This is a genomic window from Flavobacterium sp. AC274 (assembly GCF_979258275.1).
Genome location: NZ_OZ409852.1, coordinates 3,393,576 through 3,406,872 on the forward strand (window position 1 = coordinate 3,393,576; position 13,297 = coordinate 3,406,872).

Annotated in this window: 11 protein-coding genes and 1 pseudogene; 5 read left to right on the forward strand and 7 right to left on the reverse strand. The window is 31.4% G+C overall.

The genetic code is table 11. The features are described 5' to 3' along the window. Positions 1-6: 6 nt before the first annotated feature. Both ACZZZT_RS15090 and ACZZZT_RS15095 read right to left on the reverse strand, forming a co-directional pair. Entirely contained in the window at positions 7-684 is a 678-nt protein-coding gene (locus ACZZZT_RS15090) for a peptidoglycan DD-metalloendopeptidase family protein (RefSeq protein WP_463461000.1), read from the reverse strand. An 11-nt stretch (positions 685-695) separates the two neighbouring features. Further along, positions 696-1,359, reverse strand: a pseudogene (locus ACZZZT_RS15095) (spermidine synthase). A 43-nt stretch (positions 1,360-1,402) separates the two neighbouring features. Between ACZZZT_RS15095 and ACZZZT_RS15100 the strand changes: the two are divergent. Next, the gene (locus tag ACZZZT_RS15100) at positions 1,403-1,975 is read left to right on the forward strand and encodes a 1-acyl-sn-glycerol-3-phosphate acyltransferase (protein WP_463461001.1); all 573 of its coding nucleotides are present in this window, start codon (positions 1,403-1,405) and stop codon (positions 1,973-1,975) included. Positions 1,976-2,057: 82 nt separating this feature from the next. On the opposite strand, the gene ACZZZT_RS15105 is transcribed toward ACZZZT_RS15100, so the two are convergent. Continuing rightward, complete coding sequence (locus ACZZZT_RS15105; RefSeq protein WP_042566944.1) at positions 2,058-2,531, reverse strand: helix-turn-helix transcriptional regulator; 474 nt, start codon at positions 2,529-2,531, stop codon at positions 2,058-2,060. Between the two features lie 312 nt (positions 2,532-2,843). Here ACZZZT_RS15105 and ACZZZT_RS15110 point away from each other — a divergent pair, with 312 nt between their 5' ends. The 4 genes from ACZZZT_RS15110 (at position 2,844) to ACZZZT_RS15125 (ending at position 7,788) form a co-directional block, all read left to right on the forward strand. Continuing rightward, on the forward strand, positions 2,844-3,998 hold the full coding sequence (locus tag ACZZZT_RS15110) for a M14 family metallopeptidase (RefSeq protein WP_463461002.1): 1,155 nt from the start codon (positions 2,844-2,846) through the stop codon (positions 3,996-3,998). A 77-nt stretch (positions 3,999-4,075) separates the two neighbouring features. Further along, the gene (locus ACZZZT_RS15115) at positions 4,076-4,555 is read left to right on the forward strand and encodes an Lrp/AsnC family transcriptional regulator (protein WP_007805990.1); all 480 of its coding nucleotides are present in this window, start codon (positions 4,076-4,078) and stop codon (positions 4,553-4,555) included. Between the two features lie 90 nt (positions 4,556-4,645). Further along, positions 4,646-7,231 (forward strand): phosphoenolpyruvate carboxylase, encoded by a 2,586-nt coding sequence (locus ACZZZT_RS15120; protein WP_073398258.1) that lies wholly within the window; start codon positions 4,646-4,648, stop codon positions 7,229-7,231. A 41-nt stretch (positions 7,232-7,272) separates the two neighbouring features. After that, positions 7,273-7,788, forward strand: a complete 516-nt coding sequence (locus ACZZZT_RS15125; protein ID WP_463461003.1) for a DinB family protein — start codon at positions 7,273-7,275, stop codon at positions 7,786-7,788. 94 nt (positions 7,789-7,882) lie between these two features. On the opposite strand, the gene recQ is transcribed toward ACZZZT_RS15125, so the two are convergent. From recQ to ACZZZT_RS15145, 4 genes are all read right to left on the reverse strand, one after another. Next, on the reverse strand, positions 7,883-9,991 hold the full coding sequence (gene recQ / locus ACZZZT_RS15130; protein ID WP_463461004.1) for a DNA helicase RecQ: 2,109 nt from the start codon (positions 9,989-9,991) through the stop codon (positions 7,883-7,885). 142 nt (positions 9,992-10,133) lie between these two features. Beyond that, positions 10,134-10,541, reverse strand: a complete 408-nt coding sequence (locus ACZZZT_RS15135) for a DNA primase (protein ID WP_463461005.1) — start codon at positions 10,539-10,541, stop codon at positions 10,134-10,136. A gap of 7 nt (positions 10,542-10,548) precedes the next feature. Further along, positions 10,549-11,517, reverse strand: coding sequence for a deoxyhypusine synthase family protein (locus tag ACZZZT_RS15140; protein WP_007811609.1), 969 nt, complete (start codon positions 11,515-11,517; stop codon positions 10,549-10,551). Between the two features lie 105 nt (positions 11,518-11,622). Next, positions 11,623-13,026 (reverse strand): type III PLP-dependent enzyme domain-containing protein, encoded by a 1,404-nt coding sequence (locus ACZZZT_RS15145; protein WP_042566950.1) that lies wholly within the window; start codon positions 13,024-13,026, stop codon positions 11,623-11,625. Positions 13,027-13,297: the final 271 nt, after the last annotated feature.

Below are 13,297 nucleotides of genomic sequence, written 5' to 3' on the forward strand. Positions count from 1 at the left end.
AACTATTTATGTTATTTTTAATAATAAGTTAGGGTCGGGACAGTTTTCAATATAAAAGTTTAAGTCGTTTATATTACAAACTCCTGGATAATCACCGTAATAATTTTCAATATTATTTATAATCTGAAAATGCAAATGAGGTGCATAATCTCCATTAACTGTAGAATTTCCAAAGGTTGCCAAACGATCTCCTTTTTTAAAAACTGTCCCAACGGTAATGTTTTCTATACTTTCTAACGATAAATGTCCATATAAAGTATAAAATTTTTCATTTTCAATTTCATGTTCCAAAATAATAGTGGGGCCATAATCACCAAAACCTTCATTATTTTTAAAACTGTGAATTTTACCATCAAGCGGAGCCAGAATGGATGTTCCAACTTTCCCCCATAAATCCAAACCTATATGGATATTACGTTCGGGAAGATTTTCATTTTTAAAAATAGTACTTCTTTGATATAAGTTCCGTCCTTCAATATAACCGCCAAAAGCTATTTCGGCATTATTCTTTTTTAAATAATTGGTTATAAAATTTTCAAAATCAGCGGCAGTCAAAGGTTTACTTTCGACTAGTCCTTTGTTGGTAACTGATAAATCTAATGCTACATATTTTGAGAAATCTATACTTGAATCAATAACTTTAGTAGGCGGCAAGGATTTTAAAATAGAAACTAAGGTCTTCATAAAATAGCAAATTAGGCGACTTTTTCGATGATAATTAATTCGTTATGAACCTCCACACGAGGCAACATTTTTGAGGAAAACAATTTACTATTTATTTCTGAAATATACTTTCTATTTCTAACATTATGTGCTTCATCCAAAATCATGGTGTTAAAAAGGACAACTCCTTTGTTTTTTAATAATGAAAAAACACGGTTTGCAAAAAAACTTTCAAATAAAAAATTGGGCATTTTTATATCTTCAAAAACATCAATAATAATCAAGTCATATTTGTCTTTGGTTTTTAAAACAAATTCAAAAGCATCGTCGATAATAATTTCGAGTTGTTTGATTTGGTCAAGATTAAAATATTGATTGGCGATCTGAATCATATCAGGGTCAATTTCGACTCCGGTAATTTTACCTTTATATTCAACTTCGTCTACGAGAGTTTTTATAACACTTCCGCCGGCAACGCCCAACAGCAAAATATGTTCCATCTTAAGAATGGTTTCATAACCAATATTTCGTAATCCGTACCTTAATATACGCTGCAGACTTCCATAAGAATAATTGGTGTTTTCAGAATCTAAAACTAATTCGCCATTTGCCCAGGTAACTTCGATCACTTTGCTTCTGGCTGATTTTTTTGAATATTTTTATAGGGATAAGATAACTGAATATTTTTTGAATCATTTTATTGCGCTTTAACTCAAATTTACCATTAAAATCTTTTAATTTGCACGAAATAATTGACTTTAATGAAGAAAAAATTATACAAATTCCTTTTTTTAAGCTAATGGGCTGGAAAATAGTGGGTATCGAAAATGCTGAAGTAAAAAAATGTGTCTTGATGGTTATGCCTCATACAAGCAATCATGATTTTTATTTGGGAGTTTTAACCCGCGGAATCTCCGGACTGCAAATGAACTGGGTAGGAAAGAAGGAATTGTTTACTTTTCCGTTTGGTTATTATTTTAAATATATGGGTGGAGAACCTTTAGATCGCACCGGTGGTTTAAATAAGGTGGATTCTATTGCTGCTATTTTTAACAGAAAAGAAGTTTTTCGTCTTGCTGTTGCTCCAGAGGGAACCCGAAAAGGAGTGAAGGAAATTAAAACCGGATTTTACTATATTGCTCTTAAAGCAAATGTACCCATTGTTCCGGTAACTTTTAACTGGGGAAAGAAAGAAGTGAATTTTGGAAAACCTCTTCAGCCAACTGGGAATTATGAAGCCGATCTTGAAATTTTGAAATTACATTTTACAGGAGTCTTAGGAAAAATTCCGGAGAATGGTGTTCAAATCTAAATTTTAGTTTGTTTTTTTGATTCCGTGAGAATCCCTTATTTGAAAAAAAATTAAAAATTTTTAAAATACGCGAAAATTTAGATTATGGGTTATATACCTTAAATGTTCCGTTTTTATAAAAAAATACAATTTTTTCGATTTCACCTTCTTCTAAATTTAGATTTGAGTTTTTAGATTCTGAAAAATATCTTTTTTCCTGACTTTCCTCTTTTTTATTCATTCCTGAAAATAAATCTTTCGAAACTTCATTTTCATTATATGGAATAGGGGCAGAAGGTTTTTCTGTTTCAACGGTATTTTCAATTTTAGAATTTACAGTTTCTTCCTCATTTTTAGGAAAACTTCCTTTGCCATTTAAAATCCAATACAAGTCTACATCTGGAAAAACATCCAAAATTTTAAGAACAAAATCAAGACTTGGTTTGTTTCTACCAGAAAGCAGGTGAGACATACTAGATCGCTGCACACCAATTTTATCAGCAAAAGAAGAGGCGTTTAAAGCATAATAATCAAGTATTATTTCGAGCCTTTTTACAAAATCATCGATGTTTACCATTGTAAATTCTATATTTAAAAAGTAATGTTTACAAATGTAATCATAATAAATGAAATAAGCAATTTTACAATAGTAAATCAGATAGTTAAGATCAAAAAACATTCGATTTTACTGTAAGTAATAGTATTTAATTAATTGAAATTCAATAATATAATACGTTTTATTAACAGAAGTAACAAATGTTAACAACGAAGTCTTAAAAAACAATTCTCAGAGCTTAAAAACTGTTTACATTTCTAAATAATTTCAAATTCCCGATGTTTACAATTGTAAAAATAAAGATGTTTACTTTTGTAAACTAATCAAATTACAATGAATTTAGAAGAATTATTTAATCAATACAAAGAGCAATCTATTGCGGGACGTTATCTAACTTTAGATCATATTCAGCCATTATTAGATAAACTAAATACTAATAATCAGGTAAAAATTATTGGACATTCGGTTTTAAACAAACCTATATATAGTTATGAAATTGGTACAGGAGAATCTCGTATTTATTTATGGTCTCAAATGCACGGAAATGAAAGCACTACAACCAAAGCGCTTTTTGATTTTATTAATGTATTAAACGGCAAGTCGGATTTTGCAGATAAAATGCTAAAAACGTTTACTTTTTACACTATTCCAATTCTAAATCCTGACGGGGCGGCGCTTTATACTCGTGAAAATGCCAATAAAATTGACTTAAACCGAGATTCGCAGAATCTGACTCAGCCAGAGAGTATTATTTTAAGGAAAGTATTTGAAGATTTTAAACCTCATTATTGTTTTAATCTTCATGATCAGCGCACAATTTTTGGCGCGGGAGATAGCGGTAAACCGGCAACTGTTTCTTTTTTGGCACCATCTTATAATGAAGCTCGTGATATAAATGATAACAGATTAAAAGCCATAAACCTTATTGCAGGCCTTAATGATGTATTACAGGAGTATATTCCGGGACAGGTGGGACGTTTTGATGATTCATTCAATATTAATTGTATTGGAGATACCTTTCAGTTCTTAGGAGTTCCAACTATTTTATTTGAAGCTGGTCATTTTCCGAACGATTATCAAAGAGAAATTACCCGAAAAATCCTATTTTTCTCACTAATTTCGAGTTTTAAACTTCTTTCCGAAAACGATTTAGTTGACAATCGAATTAATGATTATTTGAATATTTCACAAAATAAAGTCGTTTTTTATGATTTTATGTATAAAAACATCAAAATAAATTATGATGGTATCGAAATTATTACGAATTTTGTCGCACAATACAAAGAAGAATTGATTGAAAATAAGATTCAGTTTAACGCTTACATAGTTGAAGTAGGCGACTTGGAAAATTATTTTGGTCATTATGAATATGATGCTCAAGGTGCAGATTATACAGATGACTTTAATAACATTCCGAAATTGAATCAAAAAGCAAATTTTTATTTAAATAAAAATGTTAAATTTGTTAACGGATTGACAAAAAGTTAATTTTTATGTGAATTTGTTATTTTTTATACATATTTTTATACTTTGTTATAGCAATTAGTAATATTAATTAAAGAATTATGAGTAAATTTCGTTTAGATGAAGTAGATCACCAGATTTTAGATATGTTAATAGACAATACGAGAGTTCCGTTTACTGACATTGCAAAAAAATTATTGATATCTGCTGGAACAGTACATGTTAGAGTAAAAAAAATGGAAGACGCAGGAATTATAATGGGATCTTCATTAGCCTTAGATTACGATAAATTAGGGTATTCATTTATTGCTTATGTAGGTGTGTTTCTTAATAATACCTCTCAAACTAAATTTGTATTAGAGCGAATAAACCAAATTCCTTTCGTAACTGTGGCTTCTGTAACTACCGGGAAATTCAATATTTTCTGTAAAATCAGAGCGAAAGATACGAAACACGCGAAGGAAGTTATTTTCATGATCGACGATATCGAAGGCGTTTACAGAACAGAAACAATGATTTCATTAGAAGAAAGTATAAACGATAAGAAGCGTTTGATGCATACTATATTTAAAAATATGTAATATTTTCTTGAATGCTATATTAAAATATAACCTCAAGTTTATTCTTGGGGTTTTTTTATGACCAATTAACCAACCAACTATAACACGATTATGTATACGTTACCCAAAATTGAGCGCTTTAATCAAGATGTTCTCTCAAAATACCACATTTATAATAGTGTTTTTATAACATTACCTTTTGATTCTATAGATAATACGGGAGTTTTACTTCCTTTATTTACAGAAACTTGCGAAACGGGCTTTAAAAAACAGGAAACACCAAAAGAAATTTTTGATTTCTTTTCTAATAAATTTTTAAATAACGCAACTGAAACTGAAAAAATCGATTTAATGTTTCGATTTATTCAATACATAGAACGTCAGATTGTGTTATTTGATGCCATTGAAGATGCTGCTTTTCCGGTTGTAAACAATATGGAAGGGCGTGGTTCTCTTCGTGATATCAAAGAAAAATCAGATGCAAAGGAAAAAGACGACGATCTTATTGAATTTCTTGAAAATTTCAATGTAAGAACGGTATTAACGGCGCATCCTACTCAATTTTATCCAGGTCCGGTACTTGGAATTATAAATGATTTAACCGAAGCAATTCGATTGAATAATCTATTGCAGATTAAACAATTACTGGCTCAGCTGGGTAAAACTCCATTTATTCAAAATGAAAAACCAAATCCTTACGATGAAGCGGTAAGTTTGATTTGGTATCTGGAGAATGTTTTCTATGCAACATCCGGAGAAATTGTACATTATCTGCAAAAAAATATCCTTCACGGAAATGCTATTCAAAACCAATTAATCAAGCTTGGTTTTTGGCCGGGAGGAGACCGTGACGGAAATCCTTTTGTGACAACTGAAATTACTTTGAAAGTTGCTGAACGTTTGCGTACTTCGATTTTGAAGTGTTATTATGTTGAAATGAGAAGTTTAAAAAGAAAGCTAACTTTCTCAGGGGTAGATACTTTAGTATCAGATCTTGAACAAAAACTTTATCGTTCTGTTTTTTATTCAAAAGGAGAAATCTATATTACTTTAGACGAATTATTATCTCAGCTTAATGCAATTCGAAACATTATTATTGAAAAACACCAATCATTGTATTTAGATGAATTGGATGCCTTTTTAGTAAAAATTAATTTATTCGGATTCCATTTTGCGACTTTGGATATTCGCCAGAATAGTAAAATTCACAACGCCGTTTTCAAAGATGTTGTAAATTATTATTTGAATTCAGGTTCGAAAATTTTCCCTGAAAACTATTATGAATTATCCGAAGAAGAAAAACTGGTTGTTTTATCAAAAGTAAAAGGAGAATTGAATCCTGAACATTTTGAAGATGAAATTACCAGATCTACTTTAGAATCTGTTCAGGCTATAAAAACGATTCAGCAAAATAATGGAGAATTTGGTGCTAACCGTTATATTATTAGTAATAACGAAAGTGCGCTGAATGTTATGGAAACTTTTGCCATGATTCGTTTGAACAATTGGGAAAATCCTACCGTTGATATTATTCCGCTTTTTGAATCAGTTGATGATTTACAGAATGCACATGAAATAATGGAGCAGTTGTATACAAATCCTGAATATTCTAAACATCTACAAGCGAGAGGCAATAAACAAACTATTATGCTTGGTTTCTCTGACGGAACTAAAGATGGTGGTTATTTAATGGCAAACTGGAGTATTTACCAGGCTAAAATTGCATTGACGGAAATTTCAAGAAAATATGGCATTAAAGCTATTTTTTTTGATGGCCGTGGTGGACCTCCTGCTCGTGGTGGTGGAAAAACACATAAATTTTATGCGTCTTTAGGGCCAAAAATTGAAAATAACGAAATTCAGATTACAGTTCAGGGACAAACGATTAGTTCAAATTTCGGAACTCTGGATTCTTGTCGTTATAACATCGAAAACTTATTGAGTGCCGGTGTAACGAATCAGGTTTTTAGCAAAGAGAAAAACGAGTTAACTGCTACAGAAACTGAGATTTTAACTCAATTGGCTGGTTTAGGATATGATAAATACCTAAGTTTTAAAAATCATCCAAAGTTTATTCCGTATTTAGAAAAGATGAGTACGTTAAAGTATTATTCTAAAACAAATATTGGAAGCCGTCCTTCTAAAAGAAGTAAATCTGAACAATTGGATTTTGCTGATTTAAGAGCAATTCCTTTTGTAGGTTCTTGGAGTCAATTGAAACAAAATGTACCGGGATTTTTTGGAGTAGGAACTGCGTTGAAATATTTTGAAGACAATAATCAATGGGATAAAGTAAGTGATTTGTATCATAATTCATTATTCTTTAGAACATTGCTTGAAAATAGTATGATGTCATTGGCAAAATCATTTTTTCCTCTAACAGCTTACATGAAAAAAGACCCTGAATTTGGTGAATTCTGGCAAATTATTTACGACGAGTTTCTAGAAACAAAACGTCTTTTGCTTAAAATTGCAGGTCATAAAACATTGATGGAAAATTATCCTGATGGTATAGCTTCTATTCAAATAAGAGAACGTATCGTTATGCCATTGTTGACAATACAGCAATATGCTTTGTTGAGAATTAATGAGCTAAACAAAGAAAATGGCAATAATGAAGAGTTGATTAAAGTTTACGAAAAAATCGTAACAAGATCTCTTTTCGGAAATACAAACGCGAGTAGAAACTCAGCCTAAGACTAGAATTTTAATTTATTTTATAACAAAAAGTAATAGAAATGAATTCAAACCAATTATTAGAAAATGAATATTCAGGCGGATTTGCAACATATATTCGTGAAGCCGGAGAGGTAAACCTAATAGAAGAATTAGAGATTTCTCTGCATGATTTTATCCGGTTTGTTCAAAATATCCCAATGGATAAATTTGATTATCGCTACGCAGAAGGAAAATGGACAATTAAAGATATTATTCAGCATCTAATAGATTGCGAGCGTATTTTTGCCTATCGTGCTTTACGTTTTTCAAGAAATGACAAAACTGCTTTGGCAAGTTTTGAAGAAGATGATTATGCAAACAATACCAATGCAAATGGGAGAAGTATTCAGGATTTACTAACAGAATTATCTGCGCTAAGGCATTCAAATTTATTATTTTACAAAAGTTTATCTGAAGAACAACTTAAACGTATTGGAACTGCTTCTAACATTCAGATTTCAGTGCGTGCTTTAGGTTTTGTAATTATTGGTCATCAAAAACATCATCAAAAAGTTTTTGAAGAAAGGTATTTGTAATGTTCAAATATTTAGCATAAAAAAATCCTGTGAAATAAACTTCACAGGATTTTTTGTTTTTTTAGAATTTCCTCGCAAGGACTTTTACCCGCAATTATTTATTCCTTTCAACAATAGCGAGACCAAAACGAATTTTATCATAAGATAATTTTTCTTCAAAGTGATCATAATATGGCTTTAATGCTGTTGGATATTCAAGTTCAACTTGTGCCTTGTGTAATTGCTGAACTTCGCTATCTGTAACAAATGAACTTAAATCTATATCTTCTCCATCTACATATAGTTTTGCCAAATGCGACACAATCGTTGTTTGCCCTAAATTTCGTTTTCCTGCAATTTCTTCAACGCTGTTTCCGTTTTTGAAAAGTTCTAAAGTTGTTTTATAAGTGTTGCCTTCTTTTTTAGCTTTAGTGTTTGCTTTTTTTACTTTTTCATAATAAACAATTGCATCTATAAATTCCTGACCATATTTTTCAAGTTTAGCCTTACCAACACCATCAATGGCAAGAAATTCTTCATCGCTCATTGGGCGCAAAATTTCCATTTGTCTTAATACAGCATCACTAAAAATTACATAAGCAGGAACTTCTTCGTCCTTTGCAATTTCGTAGCGTAATTTTCGAAGTATTTCAAAAAGTGAATTTTTAGCAGTTTTAGCTTTTGTTTCTTTGATTTCGTTTTTATCAATTACTTTTTTAACAACCGTCGTCAATTTTACTTTTTCACCTTCAAATAAAACTTTTTTGGCAAAAGGAGTAAGCAAAATTTTATTGTGCTGATGAAAGGCAATTTCAAGGTATCCCAGATTAATCAACTGAATAAGGTACTGATTCCAGTCATACCACGAAATGTCAGCGCCAATTCCGTACGTTTTTAAGCTCTGATAATTTTTTTCGTAGATATATGCGTTTTTCGAGCCTCTTAAAAAGTCTACAATTACTGCCAAAGGCTCAGATTCCTGCAAACGAGTAATGGCCGATAATGCTTTTTGAGCCAAAATAGTCCCGTCAAAAAATACGGGTGGTTTTTTACAAATGTCACAATTACCACAATTTTCATTAACCAATTCACCAAAATAGGAAAGTAAAATTTTTCTTCTGCAGCTTAAAGCATCTGCATATTGTTTCATTCTCTCCAGTTTTGCCAGCTGAACATCAGAATTTAATCCTTCTGAAGCAAATTTCTGAAGTTGGATTACATCGGCATAACTTTCAAATAAAACTGTTTCTGCCGGCAGTCCGTCACGACCGGCACGGCCAATTTCCTGATAATAGCCTTCAATATTTTTAGGCAAATTATAATGAATAACCCAGCGCACATTCGATTTATCAATTCCCATTCCAAAAGCAATCGTTGCGCAAACAACCTGACAATCATCATTAATAAACTCATCTTGTGTTTGTGCACGAACTTTATTATCCAGACCCGCATGATATGCTTTTGCCGTAATTCCTTTATTTCGCAGTTTCTCGGCAAGTTCTTCTGTAGTTTTTCGGCTCAGACAATAAATAATTCCGCATTCATTGGGTTTGCTTTCTACAAAATCAATAATTTGTTTAACACGATCTAATGCAGGACGAACTTCAAGGCTTAAGTTTTTTCTGTCAAAGGATGCGACAAAAGTTTTCGGATTTCTTAATTTTAGTTGTTTTGTAATATCAGTACGCGTCGCTTTATCTGCAGTAGCTGTCAAAGCCAGCACTGGAGTAGAAGGGAAGCGGCTTTTTAAATATCCTAAATTAGTATATGCCGGTCTAAAATCATGTCCCCAGGATGAAATACAATGCGCTTCATCTATAGCAATTAAACTGATTGTCAATTCGTTAAAAACAACATCTAAATAGGATAAACTTTCCGGAGCAATATAAACAAGCTTAAAAGTATTCGATTTTAAATTCTCTATATAAAATTGTTGCTCTTCGCTGGATTGGCTGCTATTTATATAACAAGCTGAAATTCCGTTGGTCTTTAAACTATCTACCTGGTCCTTCATTAAGGCAATTAAAGGAGAAATTACAATTGTAATTCCTGGTAAAACCAAAGCCGGTAATTGAAAACAAATCGATTTTCCGCCACCTGTTGGCATAATAGCCAAAGTATCCTGACCCGAAAGAATAGTGTTGATTATGGTTTCCTGATTAGGTCTGAATTTTTCAAAACCAAAATTTTCTTTTAGTTTGGCGTGTAATATATCTGAATTCATTGGGCTTTTATTTGCGAAAGTAAATATATTAAAGAAATTATAAATATAAGATTTTACTTATAAAAAAATACATGATTTTAGTATTCAAAATAAAAAAGGAACTCCGTATAGAGTTCCTTTACTTTATTTTGAAGGAGATAAATTAATCTTCGTCGTCTTCATCATCGTCATCAGCGATATCATCTGGGTCTCTGTCATCGTCGTCGTCGTCATCTCCGCCATCTGTATCTGGTTTGTCTACTGCATCGTCATCATCGTCGTCATCAATATCATCGTCAAGATCAAGACCTTTTACTGGTTCGATTGTATCAACATCAACGTCAATATCATCGTCTTCATCGTAATTCTCAATTCTGTCAGCAAGTTTAGTACTAATTTTTACTAAATAAATAGTGTCTTCAGTACGTACTTCAACAGCTTCGATCAATTCGTTTTTAGCATTTCTAAAACGGATAACATCCGAATCATCATAACCATCAGGAAATTTTTCTACCAAAAGGTTTAAAATTTCATTGGTAAGTTTAGCGTAGTCTACTATAACTCTTTTCATAAATATCCTATAAATCTAATAAGTAAGCAAAAATTAATGGAGCTACAATTGTAGCATCCGACTCAATAATAAATTTAGGGGTTTTAATATCTAATTTACCCCAAGTGATTTTCTCGTTTGGAACTGCTCCGGAATAAGATCCGTAACTAGTTGTTGAATCTGAAATTTGGCAGAAATAAGACCAAAACGGTATATCATGCATTTCCATATCCTGGTACAACATTGGAACAACACAAATAGGAAAATCTCCTGCAATACCACCACCAATTTGAAAAAATCCAATTCCGTTAGTACTATTTTTTGGATACCAATCAGCAAGGAATGTCATATATTCAATTCCGGATTTCATGGTAGAAGCTTTCAAATCTCCTTTGATTACGTAAGAAGCGAAGATATTTCCCATTGTACTGTCTTCCCAACCCGGAACAATAATAGGTAAATTTTTCTCTGCTGCTGCATACATCCAGCTATCTTTTAAATCTATTTCATAATATTCTTCTAAGACACCTGATAATAGCATTTTATACATGAATTCATGCGGAAAATAACGTTCACCTTTATCATCAGCATCTTTCCAGATTTTATAAATGTGTTTTTGCAAACGACGAAATGCTTCATGCTCAGGAATACAAGTGTCTGTAACACGATTTAATCCTCTTTCAAGCAAAGCCCATTCGTCTTCTGGTGTCAAATCACGATAGTTAGGCACTCTTTCGTAGTGAGAGTGTGCAACCAAATTCATGATATCTTCTTCTAGATTGGCTCCGGTACAAGAAATAATCTGTACTTTATCTTGTCTAATTATTTCGGCAAAAATTTTACCAATTTCTGCTGTACTCATAGCGCCAGCCATACTTACCATCATTTTAGCACCGTTTGCTAATTGTTGTTCGTATGCTTTTGCAGCATCCACAAGAGAAGCAGAGTTAAAGTGTAAATAATGTTTTTCAATAAACTGACTGATAGGTCCTTTCATTTTTTTTTGTTTTTTTGTTTTTTTTTGAATTAAAAGTTTGACCTTTTACATGATACTGCAAATTAACAATTTTATATATATTAACATTTAATTTGCAGGTTTTTTTTATATTTTTTTTGTGTATCCTAAAATTTTCAATACATCGTCAGAAGTTTGTTGTTCTGAGAAAACTTCGGTAGCTAAAATTCCGTTTTCGTCACGATCTATTAAAATATGTTTAGGCTGCGGAATCAAACAGTGGTGTAAACCTCCATATCCTCCAATAGTTTCCTGATATGCACCAGTATTAAAGAAACCAATATACAATGGTTTTTCTTTGTTGTATTTAGGCAAATAAATAGCGTTCATATTTTGTTCTGAATTGTAATAATCGTCACTATCACAAGTCAATCCTCCTAATAAAACCCGCTCGTAAGTATCATTCCAACGATTAACCGCCAGCATGATAAAACGTTTGTTTATAGCCCAAGTATCCGGCAAAGTAGTAATGAATGACGAATCAATCATATTCCATTTTTCTCTATCATTTTGTTGTTTTTGATACAATATCTGATAGATAGCACCACCGCTTTCACCTACTGTAAACGATCCAAATTCTGTAAAAATATTTGGAACATCAACTTCAGCTTCATCACAAGCGATTTTAATTTGATTGATAATTTCATCAATCATGTATTGATAATCATATTCAAATGCAAGTGAATTTTTAATAGGGAAACCGCCTCCAATGTTTAATCCGTCCAGAGTAGGGCATTCCTTTTTAAGCGCAATGTATACTTTAATACATTTTACTAACTCATTCCAGTAATATGCTGTATCATTTATTCCGGTATTAATAAAAAAGTGAAGCATTTTAAGCTCTAACTTTTCATTTTCCTGAATTTGTTTCTTGTAAAACGAAACAATGTTTTTATATCCAATTCCTAATCTTGAAGTATAAAACTCAAATTTAGGCTCTTCTTCAGCTGCAATACGAATTCCAATTTTGAATTTTCCTTTGATTTCTCCCTGAAGCAAATCAAGTTCTTCATAGTTGTCAATGATCGGAATAGTATTTTTATGTCCGTTATTGATTAATCTCGCAATATTGCTGATATATTCATCTCTTTTAAAACCATTGCAAATAACATAAGTACTTTTGTTGATTTTACCATTTTCTAACAAATTCTCAACAATATTAACATCAAACGCTGATGATGTTTCAATATGAATGTTGTTTTTAAAAGCTTCATTCATAATATATTCAAAATGAGAGCTTTTTGTACAATAACAATAGTAATATTTTGCTTCGTACTTATTCTTTTCCATTGATTTTCTGAACCAGGCTTTTGCCTTATTGATATTTTCAGAAATTTGAGGTAAATAAGTAAATTTTAATGGCGTGCCATACTGCTCAACTAATTTCATCAAATCGATATTGTGAAATTGTAAGTTGTCTTTATTTAATTTAAATTCCTCTTGTGGAAAATAGTAAGTTTGATTTATTAGGTCAGAATATTTTGTATTCATTTATTTTTCAATATTTTAGGATTGTAATTTTTTAATTTAAGATACGATAATAATCTTAAATTCAAACCCTGATATTGGCAAATATAATTTGCAGTTTTTCGTGTTCTGCTTTTGAGCATGAGAAAACATCAAAACAAAACGGACTTTTGCTATTATAAAAACGGTTCAACATCCTTAGTAAAGAACTATTGAGTCGGTTTCTATAAGAACTAAAATTTCTCTGTTTATTGTTTGTTTTCATCGTGGCAAATGTAAAAAATAATATATACCT

Coding starts and splice junctions, on each gene's coding strand:
- ACZZZT_RS15090 (WP_463461000.1), bottom strand. CDS start 684: ATGAAGACCTTAGTTTCTATTTTAAAATCCTTGCCGCCTACTAAAGTT.
- ACZZZT_RS15105 (WP_042566944.1), bottom strand. CDS start 2,531: ATGGTAAACATCGATGATTTTGTAAAAAGGCTCGAAATAATACTTGAT.
- ACZZZT_RS15110 (WP_463461002.1), top strand. CDS start 2,844: ATGAATTTAGAAGAATTATTTAATCAATACAAAGAGCAATCTATTGCG.
- ACZZZT_RS15115 (WP_007805990.1), top strand. CDS start 4,076: ATGAGTAAATTTCGTTTAGATGAAGTAGATCACCAGATTTTAGATATG.
- ACZZZT_RS15120 (WP_073398258.1), top strand. CDS start 4,646: ATGTATACGTTACCCAAAATTGAGCGCTTTAATCAAGATGTTCTCTCA.
- ACZZZT_RS15125 (WP_463461003.1), top strand. CDS start 7,273: ATGAATTCAAACCAATTATTAGAAAATGAATATTCAGGCGGATTTGCA.
- recQ (WP_463461004.1), bottom strand. CDS start 9,991: ATGAATTCAGATATATTACACGCCAAACTAAAAGAAAATTTTGGTTTT.
- ACZZZT_RS15135 (WP_463461005.1), bottom strand. CDS start 10,541: ATGAAAAGAGTTATAGTAGACTACGCTAAACTTACCAATGAAATTTTA.
- ACZZZT_RS15140 (WP_007811609.1), bottom strand. CDS start 11,517: ATGAAAGGACCTATCAGTCAGTTTATTGAAAAACATTATTTACACTTT.
- ACZZZT_RS15145 (WP_042566950.1), bottom strand. CDS start 13,026: ATGAATACAAAATATTCTGACCTAATAAATCAAACTTACTATTTTCCA.